Below are 17,279 nucleotides of genomic sequence, written 5' to 3'. Positions count from 1 at the left end.
GCCGCAGGAGGAGGCAGCACGTGAGCACCCGGCGCACCGGCGCGGTGACGATGCACGAGGTCGCGGCACTCGCGGGCGTGTCGATCAAGACCGTCTCGAACGTGGTCAACGGCTATCAGTACATCCGCCCGGCCACCCGCGAGAAGGTCGAGGCGGCCATCGCCGAGCTCGGCTACCAGGTCAACGTCTCGGCGCGGAACCTGCGGCGCGGGCGCACGGACCTGATCGGGCTGGCGGTCCCCGAGCTGTCCCTTCCGTATTTCGCCGAGCTGGCGGACTCGGTCATCCGGGCGGCCGAGGCCCGCGGCGTCACGGTGCTCATCGAGCAGACCGGGTCGTCGCGCGAGCGTGAGCTCGAGGTCCTGTCCGGGCAGCGACGGCACCTGACGGACGGGTTGATCTTCTCCCCGCTGGCGCTCGGTCAGCAGGACCACGACGCGCTGCAGGTGGACTTCCCGATGGTGCTGCTCGGCGAGCGCATCTTCGGCGGGCCGGCGGACCACGTGACGATGAACAACGTGGAGGCCGCACGGTCGGCCACGGCGCACCTGCTCGGGCTCGGCCGACGCCGGATCGCCGTCATCGGTGCGCACGAGGGCGAGATGATGGGCTCGGCCGCCCTGCGTGAGAAGGGGTACCGGCAGGCGCTCGAGGAGGCCGGTGTGCCGTTCGACCCGGCGCTGCTCGCCGAGGCCGGCCTCTGGCACCGCGCGACCGGCGCCGAGGCGATGCACCGTCTGCTGGACGCGGGGGTCGAGATCGACGCCGTCTTCGGCCTCAACGACGCGCTCGCCCTCGGTGCCCTGCATGCGCTGCACGCCCGGCGGATCGACGTGCCCGGGAAGATCGCGGTGATCGGCTTCGACGACATCGAGGAGACGGCCTACTCCTCGCCCACGATGTCGACGGTCGCCCCCGGCCGGGAGCAGATCGCGCAGACGGCCGTGGACCTGCTGCTGGCCAGGATCGCCGACCCGGACCCCGACCGGCCGTACCAGCGGGTCGTGGCGGACTTCACGATCGTCGGTCGCGAGTCGACGCTCGGTGAGGGCGCGCCGGCTCAGGCCGCACCTCTGCGCACCGCCTCCTGAACGCGCCGTATCGACAATCGTCGATATTGACAGTCATCGATGCCTCTGCCGTCCTCGAGACATCGACAACCGTCGATGTCGAACAGGAGGTGCGGGATGTCCCCGGAGATGGTGCTGCTGGTCCACCGTCAGCGGATGCGCGAGCTCGAGCGTGAGCACGCGATCCGGCTGCTGCAGGCCGAGCGTGGCCCCCAGGTCCGTCGGGCCGAGCCCGTCGTCGCCGCGGGCGGGCTCGTCGCCCTCACGACGTCATGGGCCGCGGTGCGCCGGGCCCTCGCCCGTGCCGACCGCCCGGCCCTCGCGCGGGTGACCTGCTGCCCGGCCGTCTGACCGGGCGACCGGTGGCCCGAGGTCAGGCCCCCACCGGGGTCACGCCGAGCTCGCCGAGCAGGCCCAGGATGCGCGTACGGATCTCGTCGCGGATCGGCCGGACGGCCTCGACGCCCTGACCGGCAGGGTCCTCCAGGACCCAGTCCTCGTAGCGCTTGCCGGGGAAGTACGGGCACGTGTCGCCGCAGCCCATCGTGACCACCACGTCGGAGTCCTTGACGGCCTCGGTGGTGAGCACCTTGGGCTTCTCGGCGCGGATGTCGATGCCCAGCTCGAGCATCGCCTCGACGGCCGAGGGGTTGATCATCTCCGCGGGCATCGAGCCGGCCGAGCGGACCTCGACGGCGCCGCCCGACAGCGCCGTGAGGAACCCGGCCGCCATCTGGGAGCGGCCGGCGTTGTGCACGCAGACGAACAGGACGCTGGGCTTGCGGTCGGTGGTGGCGCTCATGGGGTGCTCCTTGTGGTCGTGGGGTGCAGGCGGGCCGTGTCAGGCGGGGTCAGGCGGGGGTCAGGCGGGGGTCAGGCGGGGGTCAGGCGGGAAGGACGAGGTCGGGCACGAGCTCGGAGAGCAGGCCGCGCACGCGGGCGTCGATGTCGTCACGGATGAGGGCGGCGCCCTCGGGCGAGGCGAGCGAGGGGTCCCCGACCTGCCAGTCCTCGTAGCGGATGCCCGGGTAGAGCGGGCACACGTCGCCGCAGCCCATGGTCACCACCACGTCGGCGGCACGCACGGCGTCGTCGGTGAGGGGCTTGGGGAACGCGTCGCCGTCCGGCTCGATCGCGTCGAGCAGAGGGCGCACGTGCGGGTGCACGTGCGCGGCGGGAACCGACCCGGCGGAGCGCACGACCACGCGGTCGCCGGCATACCGGTGCAGCAGCGTCGCTGCCAGCTGGGAGCGCCCGGCGTTCGCGACGCAGACGAACAGCACCTGCGGCGGGCTGCCCGCGCCCGCGCGTGCGGCCTTCGTCAGGTCCTCCAGGCGCTGGCGGGCGAACCGCTCGGTCAGCACGACCAGGTGCGTGCGCACCCCGGCCGTCCGGGTCAGTGCGGTGGCGGACTCGCGCACCACGTCGTCGACCCGGTCCCGGTCCAGGTCGGGGAACTGCGCGGCGAGCGATCGAACCACCCGTTCGAGCACCTCGCCGAGGTCGGCCAGCCCTGCGAGCGGTTCGGCCGGCAGCTCGGCGGGCAGATCGGCGGGCGGCTCGGCGGGCGGCTCGGCCGGATCGAGCAGGCGGGCGAGCTCGTGGTCGACCACGGCGGGCGCGAACGCCTCCAGGAGGGAGCGCACCGCAGGGGAGTACGCCTCGGTGATCCGGTAGTGGACCCAGGTGCCGCGCCGCTGCGAGGTGACGACGCCGGCGTCCTTGAGCACCTTGAGGTGGTGGGAGACCGTCGGGAGCGAGACCTCGGCCAGCTCGGCGACGTCGCACACGCAGGCCTCGCCGTCAGGGCTGGTCGCGAGCAGCGAGAGCGCCCGCAGCCGCAACGGTTCGGCCAGCGCCTTGAGGACGACGGCCACGGACCCGGCGGCGTCCTCGCCCATCGCGCGAGCCGCAGGCGATCCGGCCGGCGATCCGAAGGGGCGTCCGGCGGGCGGGCACGCGTTCGCGGGCACGGTCATCGTCCTGCTCCTTCGGCGGCGTCGACGAGCTCGGGTTCAGGGGGCTGCACCACGGCCCGCGCCGCGGGCGCCGGGTCCGGCCCGTCGGTCGCTCCGGCGGGCCAGCGGCGGGCCAGTCGCAGCGAGACGTAGACCAGGCCGACGAGCACGGGCACCTCGATGAGCGGTCCGACCACACCGGCCAGGGCCTGCCCCGATGCGGCGCCGAACGTGCCGATCGCGACGGCGATCGCCAGCTCGAAGTTGTTGCCTGCGGCGGTGAACGCGAGCGTCGTCGAGCGGGCGTACCCGAGCCTCAGACGGGCGCCGAGGACCATCCCGAGTCCCCACATGACCCCGAAGTACACCAGCAGCGGCGCCGCGATCCGCACGACGTCGAGCGGGTGCGCGAGCACCTGGTCGCCCTGCAGCGCGAAGAGCAGCGTGATCGTGAACAGCAGCCCGTACAGCGCCCACGGGCCGATGCGGGGGGTGAACCGTTCCTCGTACCAGGCGCGCCCGCGGGCCCTCTCGCCGATCCACCGCGAGGCGAAGCCGGCCGTCAGCGGGACGCCCAGGAACACCAGCACGTTCAGGGCGATCTGCCCCACGGAGACGTCCAGCCCCTGCGAGTCCAGGCCCAGCCACCCGGGCAGCACGGTCAGGTAGAACCAGCCGAGCAGCGAGAACGCGACGACCTGGAACACGGAGTTGAGGGCGACCAGCACCGCCGCGGCCTCGCGGTCGCCGCAGGCGAGGTCGTTCCAGATGACGACCATCGCGATGCAACGGGCCAGGCCCACGAGGATCAGCCCGGTGCGGTACTCGGGCAGGTCGGGCAGCAGTGCCCAGGCCAGCACGAACATGAGCGCAGGCCCGACGAGCCAGTTGAGGACCAGGGACGAGGCGAGCAGGCGGTGGTCGCCCGTCACGGCCCCGACCTTGTCGTAGCGGACCTTGGCGAGCACCGGGTACATCATCACGAGCAGCCCCAGGCCGATGGGCACCGAGATGCCACCGACCTCGAGCGCGCCGAGCGCGTCGGACAGCGTGGGCACGAGTCGTCCGAGCGCGAGCCCACCGATCATGGCCAGGCCGATCCAGGCGGGGAGCCAGCGGTCGAGGGTCGACAGCCGTGCCGTGGGCGTGCTCGCGCTCATCGGGCGACCGGCTCGAGGGCGGCGTCCGTGACGGCGTGCGAGCCGTCGCGGGGGGCGAGCGGGGTGAGGCCGGCGAGGTGGTGCTGGGCGTCCAGGGCCGCCGAGCGGCCGGTCACGATCACCGGGTCGTGGACCTCGGGCTGCTTCGACATGTCTCTATGTTGATGATCGTGAAAACAGTGGTCAAGTCCCGTCGGATGAACATCAGGTGACCAAGGTCCCGGCTGCACGAAGGTCATCGGGCGCACGCTTCAATCGTGGTTGAGGCAACGGCGATTGAGCAGTCGACGCAGGAACGCATCGCGCTGCTGCAGGCCGTGGCCGACCCGGTGCGCTGGACGGTCCTGAACCTGCTGGCCGAGCAGCCTCGCTGCGTCTGCAACCTGCAGGAGCACGTCGACATCGCAGGCAACCTGCTCAGCTACCACCTCAAGGTTCTGCGCGAGGCGGGTCTGGTGACGTCCTCCCGCCGCGGACGCTGGGTCGACTACACCCTGGCCGACGGCGCGCCCGAACGCATGGCGGGCGCCCTCCCCGCCGTGCCCGTCGTGCCCGCGCTGCTCGCCGCAGGTGCGTCGTGAGCGTCGCGGAGCGGCTGGGTGCCCGGACCCCGACCCGGCGCCGGGTCGGGCTCGTCGCCGCCGCGCTCGTGTGGTTCGCGCTCTACGAGCTCAACCGGCCGTTCTGGGACTGGCTGCTCTACGACCTGATCGGCCTCGACCCCGACAGCCGCCTCGGCTCGGGCGTGCACTTCTTCTTCTACGACACCGTGAAGATCGCGCTGCTGCTGGTCGGCATCATCTTCGCCATCACGGTGCTGCGCTCGTTCATGAGCGTCGAACGCACCCGCGCGATGCTCGGCGGCCGGCGCGAAGGCCTCGGCAACGTCATGGCCGCCGGGCTCGGGGTGATCACCCCGTTCTGCTCGTGCAGCGCCGTGCCGGCCTTCATCGGGTTCGTCGCCGCCGGGGTGCCGCTGGGTGTCACGATGAGCTTCCTCATCGCCAGCCCGCTGGTCAACGAGGTCGCAATCGCCCTCCTGTTCGGCCTGTTCGGCCTCGGGCCGACCCTGCTGTACGTCGGAGCCGGACTCGTCATCGCGATCGTCGCCGGATACGTGCTCGGTCGCCTGAAGATGGAGCGGTGGGTCGAGCCGTTCGTCTTCGAGACCCGCCTCGGTGGCCAGCTCGTCGACCCCAGCGCCGGGCTGACCTGGGACGACCGGATCCAGATGGGCATCGAGGAGGTCGCCTCGATCCTGCGCAAGATCTGGCCGTACCTGCTCGTCGGCATCGGCCTGGGTGCCGCCATCCACGGCTGGGCCCCCGAGGACTTCTTCGCCCGCTACGCCGGCGCCGGCAACCCCTTCGCCGTGCTGCTGGCCGTGCTCATCGGCATCCCGCTGTACTCCAACGCCGCCGGCGTCCTGCCCCTGGTCGAGGCCCTGCACGACAAGGGCCTGCCGATGGGCACCCTGCTGGCGTTCATGATGGCCGTCGTCGCGCTCAGCCTGCCCGAGATGATCCTGCTGCGCCGGGTCCTCAGGCCCCCGCTGATCGGCGCGTTCGTGGCCGTCACCGGCGCCGGGATCATCGCCGTCGGCTACCTGTTCAACGCCGTCATCGGCGTCTGATCCGCACCACCCGGCACCGCACCACTCACAACACTCATGCAGGAGAGCACCATGATCATCAAGATCCTCGGCCCCGGCTGCGCCAACTGCGCCAACCTGGAGAAGGCCGCCCGCGAGGCAGTCGCCGGTCTCGGCCTCTCGGCCACCTTCGAGAAGGTCACCGACTACCCGACGATCGCCGGCTACGGCGTCATGTCCACCCCCGGGCTCGTCGTCGACGAGAAGCTCGTCCTCTCGGGCCGGGTGCCCACGGCGAACCAGGTCCGCGAGCTGCTGGCCCCGCTGACCGCCTGACCCTGCGCGACAGGGACGGGTTCCGCCACATCGACAGATGTCGATGTGACCTATCCTGATTCGACGTCCGTCGATGCAGTGGAGGGTGTCCCGTGGGTGCGATCGAGGTGTTCGAGCAGGCGATGTGCTGCAGCTCCGGGGTGTGCGGGCCCGACGTGCCGCAGGAGCTCGTCACGTTCTCCGCCGACCTGGACTGGTTGCGCGACCACGGCGCGGAGGTCACCCGGCACAACCTCGCGGGCGATCCGGCAGCGTTCGTGAGCAGGCAGCCCGTGCTGGACTTCATGAGGGTGTCCGGCTCCGACGGGCTTCCGCTGGTCCTCGTCGACGGCGTCGTCGCGATGGCCGGCCGCTACCCCTCACGTGAGGAGCTCACGCGCTGGTCGGGCGCACCGGCCGACCAGCCCCGCACGGTGCCGCCCGTCGCGCATCCCCTCGCGCTCCCGATGGCGGGCACCGGTGACGGCGGCTGCTGCGCAGGGGGCGGGTCGTGCTGAGGGCGGCCGGCGCGCCGCCGCGGTTCCTCGTCGAGGTGCCCCGGTTCGTGTTCCTGACCGGCAAGGGCGGCGTGGGCAAGACGTCGATCGCGTGCGCGGCGGCCGTCGCGCTGGCCCGCTCGGGCAAGCAGGTGCTGCTCGTGAGCACCGACCCCGCCTCCAACGTCGGCCAGGTGTTCGGTGTGCGCATCGGGCACACGATCACGGCCGTCGAGGACGTCCCGGGCCTGTCCGCCCTCGAGATCGACCCGGCCGCGGCCGCGGCCGACTACCGCGAACGGATCGTGGGTCCGGTGCGCGAGATCCTGCCGCCGGCCGAGGTGACGCTCATCGAGGAGCAGCTCTCCGGTGCCTGCACCACCGAGATCGCCTCGTTCAACGAGTTCACCGCGCTGCTGACCGACGAGGCCTCCGTGGCCGGCTTCGACCACGTCGTGTTCGACACCGCCCCGACCGGGCACACCATCCGCCTGCTGCAGCTGCCCACGTCCTGGACGGGCTTCCTCGAGGAGGGCAAGGGCGACGCCTCCTGCCTGGGCCCCCTGGCCGGCCTGGACCGCCAGCGCGAGGTCTACGCGCGGGCGGTGGCCGCCCTGGCCGACCCGGGCCTCACCCGCCTCGTGCTCGTCACCCGCGCGCAGCAGGCCGCGGTGGACGAGGCTGCGCGGACCCACGTCGAGCTCGCACAGCTCGGCCTGGGGCAGCAGCACCTGGTCGTCAACGCCGTGCTGCCGCGCCCCCGCTCCGGCGACCGGCTCGCCCGGGCGGTGTTCGACCGTGAGCAGACGGTCCTCGCCGCGCTGCCGGCCGGCCTGGCGGCGCTGCCTCGCGACGTGCTCGAGCTCAAGGCCGAGAACCTCGTGGGCCTGCCCGCGCTGAGCACGCTGTTCGAGCCCGCCCCCGCGACCGACGAGCTGCCCGGCGCGACCACGCCCACCCGCGTCCCGGCGTCGGCGTCCACGATCGCCGACCTCGTCGAGGAGATCGCCGAGCAGGGCCACGGCCTGGTCATGGTCATGGGCAAGGGCGGCGTCGGCAAGACGACCGTCGCGGCCGCCGTCGCCGTCGCGCTCGCCGAACGGGGCCTGCCCGTCCTGCTGACCACGACCGACCCGGCCGCGCACCTGAGCCGTACGCTCGAGGAGTCGGCGCCGAACCTCGAGGTCTCCCGGATCGACCCGGTGGTCGAGACCGAGCGCTACCGCCGGTCCGTGCTGCGCCGCAAGGGCGCCGCGCTGGACGACGCCGGCCGCGCGAGCCTCGAGGAGGACCTGCGCTCGCCGTGCACCGAGGAGATCGCCGTGTTCCAGGCGTTCTCCCAGGTCGTCCACGAGGGCCGTCGCCGGTTCGTGGTCATCGACACCGCGCCCACCGGGCACACCCTGCTCCTGCTGGACGCGACCGGCTCCTACCACCGCGACGTCGTGCGGCAGCGGGGCCCGTCCTCGGCGTCGTTCACCACGCCGATGATGCGGCTGCAGGACCCGGGCTACACCAAGATGATCGTCGTCACCCTGCCTGAGGCCACGCCCGTGCTCGAGGCCGAGGAGCTGGCCGCGGACCTGCGGCGCGCGGGGGTCGAGCCGTGGGCGTGGGTGGTCAACTCCAGCCTGCTCGCGGCCGACACGAGCGACCCGCTGCTGCTGCGCCGTGCCGCCGCCGAGCGAGGCCCTCTCGCGCGGGTGCTCGACGGCGACGGACGACGGTGCGCGGTCGTCGAGCAGCTGGCGGACGAGCCCGTCGGTGCGGCGGCGCTGCGTGACCTGGTCCGGGGGAGCGCGGCTCGCTCGGCCGACGTGGGCTGACCCGGCAGGACCCTCGGGTCCGGACGGCCTGCCGATCGGGTCAGCGGGCGTCGAGCGTGTCGAGCCGGTGGTCGACCAGCCAGCCGCTGGCCAGCAGGGGCAGGCTCACGCCCAGCAGCGGACCGAGCACGGGCAGCGTCCAGACGACCAGCGCGACCGCGGCGAGCGTCACGAGCACCGAGGTGGCGGTGCCGGGGGAGACGAGCGGGGCCGCCGCGACGAAGCGCCAGGTACGCCTCGCCGTCGTGTCGTACCGGCGGGCCGCCGGGAACAGGAACGTGAGGGCGATGAGGGCGTAGCCGCCGATGACGACGAGCCCACCGGTGAGCACGGCGGCGGCCGGGCCGTCGAGCACCTGCAGCGCCGAGGCGTCGAGCGACAGCAGGACCAGGACGACCCACACGGGGGCGCCCAGGACGTTGTGGCGGCGCCACCCCTGGCGCCACTGCGACCAGAACGGTGACCACAGCGCCGGCAGCGCCTGGCCGGTCGCGAGCCGGGCGAGCAGCGTCCCGCCGGCGGCGAGCGCGGGGAAGGCGCCGAGGACGACGCCTCCGGCCAGCGTGCCCAGCCCGATGAGCACGTTGATGCCGACCAGCTGCGTGCCGTACCGCAGCCAGGTCATGGCCCGGCCGGCCCAGCCGAACGACTCGTCCGCGGCGACGACGGGGCGTCGTCGCCGCGGACGGTCGGGTCGATCGGTGCGCGCCGTGCCCGCAGGGTGTCCGTGGTCGTCCACCGGGGACCTCCTCCGGGTCGGGGCCGGCGCGACGGGGGTCACGGCAGCAGCGTCCCGCACGTCACGGTGCCGTCGGCGGCCAGTGCGGTCAGGGCCAGCGTCGCACGTCCGCGCACCGCGTCCCACGCGGGGAACACGACGCACTCGGTGGCGCTGCCGTCGAGCAGGCCGGAGAACCGGCCGTGGCCGAGGGCCGTCAGCGGGGCGACGTCCTCGTCCTGCAGCCGGCGCGCGTGCGGTTCGACGACCGTCGAGGACGGGCGGTCGTAGGTCACGAGCTCCCAGTCACCGACCAGCTCCTGCACGCCGGACGGCCACGTGGACTCGTCGTCCCGCTCGAGGTCGCCTGCCCACGGCTGCGGCGAGATCAGCGGCCAGCCGTCGGACGTCCACACCAGTCGACGCACCTGCACCTCGTGCTGCGTCGGGTCGTCCCCGTGCCGCACGTGGTGCACGAGCAGCTGCCGTCCGTGGCCCTGCGGGCCGTCGGGCTCGGTGAGCACGGCGGCGTGGCCCGGAGCGAGCCACACCGGACCTCCATCGAGGCGGTGGCTCGCCAGCACGGTCGTGCCGACCGCGGCCGGGTCCGTCTCGAGGTCGGTCAGCTCGTGCCCGAGGCGGTCCCGGTAGGGACCGGTGACCTGGTCGGCCACGGCGACCCGCACGTGGTACGTCGAGAACAGCGAGTCGTACGAGACCACGAGCGCCCAGCCGCCACCGGGCCGGGGGAGCGCGAACGCCCCCTCGATGGCCCCTTCGACGGACACGTGGCGTCGGGCCAGCAGGACACCAGGACCAGGCGTGGGTTCGCCGGGGCCGGGGGCGTCGACCGCGAAGCCGGTCGCCGGGTCGAGCTCGAGGGCGTGGATGCCGCCGAAGAACGACCCGTAGACGAGCCAGTGCCGACCGTCGGTGTCCACGGCCACGTTCGCGTCGATCGCGTTCGGGCCGTCGACCTCGTGCCGGCTCGTCACGACGAGCCCCAGGTCGGTCCACGGGCCGGTCGGCGCGGGCGCCGTGGCCAGGCCGATGGCCGAGGTGCGCGAGCCGAACGTGGAGGCCGAGTAGTACATCCGCCACGTGTCGCCCACGCGCACGACCTCGGGGGCCCACAGGCCCTCGGCGCCGGTCCAGGCCGCCGCGGCCGCGGGGACGCCGTCCAGCGCCCAGCCGTGGAACTGCCAGGTCACCAGGTCGTCCGAGCGGCGGATCTGCACGCCTCCCCGCACGTGTCCGGCGGCGTAGGCGTCGGTCGAGAAGAGCCAGTAGGTGCCCTCGTCGTCGCGCACCGCGGTCGGGTCGTGGGCGTGACGGGCCCCCCAGCCGCCGGTGTCGATCGTGGCGGCCGGGTCGGTGGTGGTCATCTCAGCTCTTCGATCCGGTGAGGGCGATCGACTCGACGATCTGGCGCTGGAAGATGACGTAGACGATGAGGATGGGCAGCAGCGCGATCGCGGAGGCGCCCATGATCAGCGGGTAGTCGCGCTGGGTGGCGAACTCGGTGTTGAGGTTCGCGATGACGACCTGCAGCGTCTGCTTGGACGGGGTGTTCAAGTAGATGGTCGGGGCCAGGTAGTCGTTCCACACCGTCATGAACCAGAGGATGAACTGCGCCGCGATGGCGGGACGGATCATCGGCAGGATCATCACGCGGAAGACCGTCAGGTAGTTCGCGCCGTCGATCTTCGCGGCCTCGATGAGCGAGTCGGGGACCGACTCCAGGTACTGCCGCAGGAAGAAGATCATCACGATGTTGCCGAACAGCAGGGGCACGATCAGCGGCAGCAGGGTGTCGACCCAATGCAGCTTCGAGAACATCACGAACTGCGGGATCATGATCATCGGGTAGGGGATCATGAGGCCGGCCAGCAGGCCGATGAAGATCGCGTTCTTGCCCGGCAGGCGCATCTTGGCGAGCGCGAACGCCGCGAGCGACGACGTGACCGAGCCGACGATCGTCACGCTCAGCGCCACGATGAGCGAGTTGCGGAAGCCGGTGAGGATCGGCGCCTCGCTCCACATGCGCGTGTACGTGTCCCACTGGGGGACCTCGGGGATCCACACGGGCGGGAGTGCGAAGACCTCGGCCTTCGTCTTCAGCGAGGTGGAGAGCATCCACAGCAGCGGCGCGAGCATGATGACCGAGCCGACGGCCAGGAGGATGAAGAGCAGGATGTTCGCGGTGCGGCTCTCGGCCGTCGCGGAGCGGGTGGTGGTCTTGCGAGCCATGGTCGTCTCCGTCCTCAGTCGATGCTGAAGGAGTTGCGCTGGTTCAGACGGAACTGGATGAGCGTGATGACGAACACGATCAGTCCGAGGACGACGGCCATGGCGGTCGCGTAACCCATCTGCTGGTACTTGAACGCCTTGCGGACGATGTACCAGACGATCGATGCGGACGAGAACTCCGGTCCGCCGTTCGGGGTCATGATGTTGACCTCGATGAAGATCTGGGAACCGCCGATGATGTTCGTCACGACGAGGAAGAACGTGACCGGGCGCACCATCGGGACGGTGATGGAACGGAACTTGCGCAGCGCGCCGGCGCCGTCCAGGGCCGCGGCCTCGTAGAGCGAGGCGGGCACCGACTGGATGGCGGCCAGGTACAGCAGCGTGGAGTACCCCAGGCCCTTCCAGATGGCCATGATGATGATGGCGGGCTTGACAGTGGCGGTGTTCTGCAGCCAGTCCGGACCCTGGATGCCGAACCAGGACAGCGCCTGGTTCACCAGGCCGAAGTCGCCGTTGTAGGCGAACTGCCAGACGATCGCGATCGCGGCCAGCGAGGAGATGACCGGCACGTAGTAGATCGTGCGGAAGGCCGTACGTCCGGCGATCTGGCGGTTGAGCGTCAGCGCCAGGAGCAGCGAGAGCGTCAGGCCGATCGGGATGCCGATCATGTAGAAGAAGGTGTTCCACATCGCCTTGAGGAAGTACTCGTCGCCGAAGAGCGCCGTGTAGTTCTCCAGGCCGATGAACTTCGGTGCGGTGAGCCCGTTCCATCGCGTGAGCGAGGCGTAGAGCGCGTACACCGTCGGGTAGACGGTGAAGAGCACGAACCCGATGACGGGGGCCGCGATGAAGGCGGCGGCCCATCGGTGCTCGGTGCGGTGCAGGCGGTTGCGCGCCCGCCGGTCACGCCACACCGGGGGTGCGGCGGCGGGTGTCGGGCTCGGGCTCGTGGAGCCCTCGGCCTGCGGTGCGAGGTCCGCTGTCCGCGTCATCTCAGTGCCTTTCTCAGATCTCTGCCAGCCGTGCGGTGGCCTGCGACGGGCCGGGTGCCGGCCTCCTGCGAGAGGCCCGCCGCCCGGTGCGCGTGCGGCACCGGGCGGCGGGAGGGTAGGACCGGCGTCAGCCGGCCTGCTCGGCGTTCGCGATGGACTCGTCGAGGAGCTGCTGCATCTTCGGCTGCTCCTGGGCGAGGTAGTCCGCCGCCGTCTGCTTGCCGTCGAGCACGGGCTGGATGTTCGTCCAGAGCTCGTCGTACCACTCGGCGCCGTAGGTGAAGGCGGCGGGCATGGCGTGCCCGTAGTCCTGCACGATGTCCAGGAACTCCTGGCGGTTGGCCGGCTCGGCCGCCGTGTCGGCGGCCCAGGTGTCGGCCATGTCGATCAGGTTGGGGATCTGGATGTTCGCGTCGACCAGCGTCTGCTGGGCGTCGGCGTCGGCCGACAGGTACGTCGCGAGCTGCACGGCCTCGTCCGGGTACTTCGAGGTGTTGGACACCCCGATGCCGAGCGAGCCGACCCACGTGGCGGACTCGTCACCCAGCGTCGGCCAGGGGATCAGGTCGTAGTCGAAGTCCAGGTCGTTGTAGGTCGAGACGTCCCACGGGCCGACCGGGAAGAAGCCGATCTCGCCGGCCATCCAGCGCTGGTAGGTGTCCAGCGTGGCGGCGTCGGCGGCCGACGGCGTCACGTTGTCGACGTTGGTGAGGTCGGCGAACGCCTGCAGCGCCTCGGCGAACTCGGGGGTGTCGACGGTGACCTCGGTGTGGTCCTCGTTGGTCCAGTCGCCGCCGTTGCCCCACACGAGGGACTGCAGGTTCCACTGGACGTTGAGGCCGGTGCCCCACTGGTCGACGACGCCGTCGCCGTCGGTGTCGACGGTCAGCTGCTTGCAGATGTCGACGAACTCCTCCCAGGTGAGGGGGGTGTCCTTGTCGGGCAGCGGGATGCCGGCGGCCTCGAACATCGTCTTGTTGTAGCCGAAGGAGAACGGGCCGACGTCCTTGGGCAGGCCGTACAGCGCGCCGTCGGAGGTGCCCTGGACCGTGCCGTTGAACCGGTAGGAGTTCACGCCGTAGGGCCAGATGTTGTCCAGGTCGATGCCGCTGGCGTCGACCGCGTCGGTGATGTCCATGAGCACGCCGGAGGCGACGTAGGACTGCAGGCTGGCCTGCTCGATGTAGAAGACGTCCGGCACGTTGTTGCCGGCGACGGCGGCCTGCAGCTTGGTGGCGTACTGGTCGGCGTCGGTGACGATGACGTTGACCTTCACGCCGGTGTCGGCCGTGTACTTGTCGATGGCGGCCTGGTAGGCGGCCTTCTCGTCGGTGCCGCCGCGGAACATGAAGGTGATCTCCTTGTTCCCGCCGTCCGCGCTGTCGGAGTCGCCTCCGCTGCACGCGGTGAGGGCGAGCGTCCCGACCAGCGCCGCGGTGAGCGTCGCGGTGAGGATCCTGCTCTTCTTCATCTGCCTGCCTCCCATATCCCGAGGATGTGCGAGGTCACGGTCGCGTCGGGACCGCTGCGCCGGTACGACATCTCTGTCGCGCCGGCTCGCACCGTGGTCTTCCAAGGCCTCCTGAAACTGCCTCCGAAGGGTCCCACGGCTCGTCCGTCCTGGTCGTCGTTGACCTCTGGCTTGTCTCAACGTCGTTCGTACAACGTTGTGCATCTACAACGTTGCACAAGATGGCACGCGATCTGCGCCGCGGTCAAGCCACGAACTGGTAACAGCGTGACAGGCGGTCGCCCCTGCAATAAAGGCGCAGGTCAGGGCGTCGCGCCAGGGCTCGCCGCGCGAGATGTCCGGTGACTCGACGGGTTCCGACGTCGCCCGCGGGTGCCGGTTGACGCTCGTCGACCGACCAGGCATGATGCGTGTACAACGATGTAGAGAACGGGCGGCCGCACGGCGCGTCCACGAGGCCGGCGGCAGAGAACGATGTCGAGGCCACGACGAGCACAGCGAAGGGGCTGGGCACATGGGACGGCTCGCGCAGACACCCCCGATGGGGTGGAACAGCTGGGACTGCTACGGCACGACCGTGACCGAGCAGGAGGTGCTCGCGAACGCCCAGGTCATGGCCGACCGCCTGCTGCCGCACGGCTGGGACACGGTGGTCGTCGACATCGACTGGTACGACCCCACCGCCCGCTCGCACGGCTACAACGACGGCGCACCCCTCGAGCTCGACGCGTTCGGACGCCAGCTGCCCGCCGAGAGCCGCTTCCCGTCCGCCGCGGGCGGGCGCGGCTTCGGCCCGCTCGCCGACCGGGTGCACGCGCTCGGCCTCAAGCTCGGCGTGCACGTCATGCGCGGCATCCCCCGCCGGGCGGTCGAGCTGGACCTGCCGATCGAGGGCACCGGGTGGACCGCGCGGGACGCGGCCTGCACCGACTCGGTCTGCACCTGGAACCCCGACAACTACGGGCTCGCGCACGATCACCCCGCCGCACAGGCCTACCTCGACGGGCTCGTCGCGCAGCTCGCCGGGTGGGGCATCGACTACCTCAAGGTCGACGACATGCTCGCGCCGTACCACCACGACGCCGTCGAGGCCTGGGCGACCGCGATCGACCGCACCGGCCGCGACATGGTGCTCTCGCTGTCCCCGGGCACCCACCTGTCCACCGAGCACGTCGAGCACCTGCGCGCGCACGCGCAGCTGTGGCGCATCTCCGACGACCTGTGGGACCGGTGGGAGGACGTGCACGCGCAGTTCGCCCGCCTGGCCCGTTGGGCCCCCTTCCAGCGCCCCGGTGGCTGGGCCGACGCGGACATGCTGCCGCTCGGACGCGTCGGCCTGCGCGCCGAGCGCGGCGAGCCCCGCGACTCCCGCCTCACCCTCGACGAGCAGCGCACGCTGCTCTCGCTGTGGGTCATGGGTCGATCTCCGCTCATGGTCGGCGGAGACCTGCCGACCAGCTCCGAGCAGACCCTCGACCTGCTCGCGACCCCGGCCGTCGGCCAGGTGCTGCGCACCGCGAGCGAGGGTCGTGAGGTCGTGCGCGAACCCCTCGACGGCGGCGAGCTCATCGTGTGGACCGCACGCAGCGACGTCGACTCCACCCGCTACGTCGCCGCCTTCTGGACCGGCGAGCAGCCGTACCGGGCCGCGCTGCCCGTCTCGGCGCTCGTCGGGCACCGTGACGCGCTCGCCCACGGCTGGACCACCCGCGACCTCTGGGCCGGCGGACCCGGCCCCGAGCCGCAGACCACGGTCGACGAGCCGGGCGGGCTGCTGGACGTCGACGTCCCCGCGCACGGCGTGGCCTGGCTCGCGCTCGACCCGCACTGAGCCGGGGACCCGCAGCACCCGCCTGCCTGCCCGCCTGCCTGCCCGCCTGCCTGCCGCCGCACGACCCGGACCTTCCTGGAGCCCCGCATGATCCCCGTGACCCTCACCGTCGACCCCGCGTTCCGTGTCGGCCCCGTGCGTCGGCGCACGTTCGGCTCGTTCGTCGAGCACCTGGGCCGCTGCGTCTACACCGGCATCCACGACCCGGCGCACCCCACGGCCGACGCCGACGGCTTCCGCAAGGACGTCATCGAGCTCACGCGCGAGCTCGCCGTGTCCACCGTGCGCTACCCGGGCGGCAACTTCGTCTCCGGCTACCGGTGGGAGGACGGCGTCGGCCCGGTCGGGCAGCGTCCCTCGCGCCTCGACCTCGCGTGGCACTCCACCGAGCCCAACACCGTCGGGCTCGACGAGTTCATGCGCTGGGCGGACCTCGCGGACGTCGAGCCGATGATGGCCGTGAACCTCGGCACGCGCGGCGTGCAGGAGGCCGTCGACCTGCTCGAGTACTGCAACGTGCCCGGCGGAACCGCGTTCTCCGACCTGCGTCGCGCCAACGGCCACGCCGACCCGTACAAGGTGCGGATGTGGTGCCTGGGCAACGAGATGGACGGCCCCTGGCAGATCGGGTCCAAGACCGCGTACGAGTACGGGCGCCTGGCCGCCGAGACCGGCCGGGCCATGCGGATGGTCGACAAGGACATCGAGCTCGTCGCGTGCGGCTCCTCCGGCGTCGTCATGCCGACCTTCGGCGAGTGGGAGCGCATCGTGCTCACCGAGGCCTACGAGCAGGTCGACCTGATCTCCGCCCACGCGTACTACTGGGAGGAGGACGGGGACCTCGGCTCGTTCCTCGCGTCGGCCACCGACATGGACCACTTCGTCGAGGCCGTCACCGCGACCGCCGACTCGGTGCGCGCGCACAAGAAGGTCGACAAGCGGATCCATATCTCGTTCGACGAGTGGAACGTCTGGTACCAGAAGCGCGCCGAGTCCCGGCCGCCGAGCGGGGACGACTGGCCGGTCGCGCCCGTGCTGCTCGAGGACCGCTACAACGTCGCCGACGCGGTCGTCGTGGGCAACCTGCTCATCTCGTTGCTGCGGCACACCGACCGCGTGCACTCGGCGTCCCTGGCCCAGCTCGTCAACGTCATCGCCCCGATCATGACCGAGCCGGGCGGGCGGATCTGGAAGCAGACCACGTTCCACCCGTTCGCCCAGGCGTCGCGGTACGCGAGCGGCGACGTGCTGCGCGTCGCGATCGACAGCCCGACGTACGAGACCAAGCAGTACGGCGACGCCGATCTGGTCGACGCCGTCGCGACCTGGGACGAGGAGACCGGCTCGCTGACGCTCTTCGCCGTGAATCGCTCGACCACCGAGCCCGTCCTGCTCGACATCGACCTGCGCTCGGTCCCGGGGCTGCGGCTCCTGGAGGCCTCGACGCTGTCGAACCCCGACCACACCTGGACCGCCACCGCCGACGACGACACGTCGGTCGCCCCGCACGCCAACGCCACCGCCCAGGTGCGCGACGGCCGCCTGCAGGTCGAGGTCCCGCCGGTGTCCTGGAACGTCGTCCGGCTGGGCCGCTGAC

General features: G+C 71.6%; 18 protein-coding genes. 9 read left to right on the top strand and 9 right to left on the bottom strand.

Annotation, left to right across the window (positions count from 1 at the left end; genetic code table 11):
- The first annotated feature begins 50 nt into the window (after positions 1-50).
- On the top strand, positions 51-1,091 hold the full coding sequence (locus BKA22_RS04170) for a LacI family DNA-binding transcriptional regulator (RefSeq protein WP_146954126.1): 1,041 nt from the start codon (positions 51-53) through the stop codon (positions 1,089-1,091).
- Positions 1,092-1,187: 96 nt separating this feature from the next.
- Positions 1,188-1,421, top strand: coding sequence for a hypothetical protein (locus BKA22_RS04165; protein ID WP_146954000.1), 234 nt, complete (start codon positions 1,188-1,190; stop codon positions 1,419-1,421).
- A gap of 22 nt (positions 1,422-1,443) precedes the next feature.
- On the opposite strand, the gene BKA22_RS04160 is transcribed toward BKA22_RS04165, so the two are convergent.
- The 4 genes from BKA22_RS04160 to BKA22_RS04145 all read right to left on the bottom strand — a co-directional run bounded on the left by BKA22_RS04160 (position 1,444) and on the right by BKA22_RS04145 (position 4,340).
- On the bottom strand, positions 1,444-1,872 hold the full coding sequence (locus BKA22_RS04160) for an arsenate reductase ArsC (RefSeq protein WP_146953999.1): 429 nt from the start codon (positions 1,870-1,872) through the stop codon (positions 1,444-1,446).
- Between the two features lie 82 nt (positions 1,873-1,954).
- Positions 1,955-3,049, bottom strand: a complete 1,095-nt coding sequence (locus BKA22_RS04155; protein ID WP_146953998.1) for a metalloregulator ArsR/SmtB family transcription factor — start codon at positions 3,047-3,049, stop codon at positions 1,955-1,957.
- Positions 3,046-4,188, bottom strand: a complete 1,143-nt coding sequence (gene arsB, locus BKA22_RS04150; protein WP_146953997.1) for an ACR3 family arsenite efflux transporter — start codon at positions 4,186-4,188, stop codon at positions 3,046-3,048. Before arsB ends, BKA22_RS04155 begins: the two co-directional genes overlap by 4 nt.
- Positions 4,185-4,340, bottom strand: a complete 156-nt coding sequence (locus BKA22_RS04145) for a hypothetical protein (RefSeq protein WP_179561633.1) — start codon at positions 4,338-4,340, stop codon at positions 4,185-4,187. Before BKA22_RS04145 ends, arsB begins: the two co-directional genes overlap by 4 nt.
- Before the next feature lie 105 nt (positions 4,341-4,445).
- Here BKA22_RS04145 and BKA22_RS04140 point away from each other — a divergent pair, with 105 nt between their 5' ends.
- The 5 genes from BKA22_RS04140 to arsA all read left to right on the top strand — a co-directional run bounded on the left by BKA22_RS04140 (position 4,446) and on the right by arsA (position 8,417).
- Complete coding sequence (locus BKA22_RS04140; protein ID WP_146953996.1) at positions 4,446-4,769, top strand: ArsR/SmtB family transcription factor; 324 nt, start codon at positions 4,446-4,448, stop codon at positions 4,767-4,769.
- Positions 4,766-5,821 (top strand): permease, encoded by a 1,056-nt coding sequence (locus BKA22_RS04135; RefSeq protein ID WP_146953995.1) that lies wholly within the window; start codon positions 4,766-4,768, stop codon positions 5,819-5,821. Before BKA22_RS04140 ends, BKA22_RS04135 begins: the two co-directional genes overlap by 4 nt.
- Before the next feature lie 51 nt (positions 5,822-5,872).
- Positions 5,873-6,115 (top strand): thioredoxin family protein, encoded by a 243-nt coding sequence (locus tag BKA22_RS04130; protein ID WP_146953994.1) that lies wholly within the window; start codon positions 5,873-5,875, stop codon positions 6,113-6,115.
- A gap of 92 nt (positions 6,116-6,207) precedes the next feature.
- On the top strand, positions 6,208-6,612 hold the full coding sequence (gene arsD / locus BKA22_RS04125) for an arsenite efflux transporter metallochaperone ArsD (RefSeq protein ID WP_146953993.1): 405 nt from the start codon (positions 6,208-6,210) through the stop codon (positions 6,610-6,612).
- Positions 6,606-8,417, top strand: coding sequence for an arsenical pump-driving ATPase (arsA, locus tag BKA22_RS04120; RefSeq protein WP_307725898.1), 1,812 nt, complete (start codon positions 6,606-6,608; stop codon positions 8,415-8,417). Before arsD ends, arsA begins: the two co-directional genes overlap by 7 nt.
- Before the next feature lie 40 nt (positions 8,418-8,457).
- Here arsA and BKA22_RS04115 read toward each other — a convergent pair whose 3' ends face one another.
- From BKA22_RS04115 to BKA22_RS04095, 5 genes are all read right to left on the bottom strand, one after another.
- The gene (locus BKA22_RS04115; protein WP_146953992.1) at positions 8,458-9,156 is read right to left on the bottom strand and encodes a YesL family protein; all 699 of its coding nucleotides are present in this window, start codon (positions 9,154-9,156) and stop codon (positions 8,458-8,460) included.
- 38 nt (positions 9,157-9,194) lie between these two features.
- Positions 9,195-10,520: an arabinan endo-1,5-alpha-L-arabinosidase gene (locus tag BKA22_RS04110; protein WP_146953991.1), complete on the bottom strand. Its 1,326-nt coding sequence runs from the start codon at positions 10,518-10,520 to the stop codon at positions 9,195-9,197.
- 1 nt (position 10,521) lies between these two features.
- Positions 10,522-11,385, bottom strand: a complete 864-nt coding sequence (locus tag BKA22_RS04105; protein ID WP_146953990.1) for a carbohydrate ABC transporter permease — start codon at positions 11,383-11,385, stop codon at positions 10,522-10,524.
- 14 nt (positions 11,386-11,399) lie between these two features.
- Positions 11,400-12,380, bottom strand: coding sequence for a carbohydrate ABC transporter permease (locus BKA22_RS04100; protein ID WP_146953989.1), 981 nt, complete (start codon positions 12,378-12,380; stop codon positions 11,400-11,402).
- A gap of 127 nt (positions 12,381-12,507) precedes the next feature.
- Positions 12,508-13,851, bottom strand: a complete 1,344-nt coding sequence (locus BKA22_RS04095) for an ABC transporter substrate-binding protein (protein ID WP_146953988.1) — start codon at positions 13,849-13,851, stop codon at positions 12,508-12,510.
- A gap of 514 nt (positions 13,852-14,365) precedes the next feature.
- On the opposite strand from BKA22_RS04095, the gene BKA22_RS04090 reads away from it, so the two are divergent.
- Together BKA22_RS04090 and arfA are read left to right on the top strand one after the other, a co-directional pair.
- Positions 14,366-15,682, top strand: a complete 1,317-nt coding sequence (locus BKA22_RS04090) for a glycoside hydrolase family 27 protein (RefSeq protein WP_146953987.1) — start codon at positions 14,366-14,368, stop codon at positions 15,680-15,682.
- Positions 15,683-15,769: 87 nt separating this feature from the next.
- Entirely contained in the window at positions 15,770-17,278 is a 1,509-nt protein-coding gene (gene arfA / locus BKA22_RS04085; RefSeq protein WP_146953986.1) for an arabinosylfuranosidase ArfA, read from the top strand.
- Position 17,279: the final 1 nt, after the last annotated feature.

It is taken from the genome of Cellulomonas soli (genome assembly GCF_013409305.1).
In the GTDB taxonomy this organism is placed as follows: Bacteria; Actinomycetota; Actinomycetes; order Actinomycetales; family Cellulomonadaceae; genus Cellulomonas; species Cellulomonas soli.
This window is presented reverse-complemented; position numbering and strand designations above follow the sequence as displayed.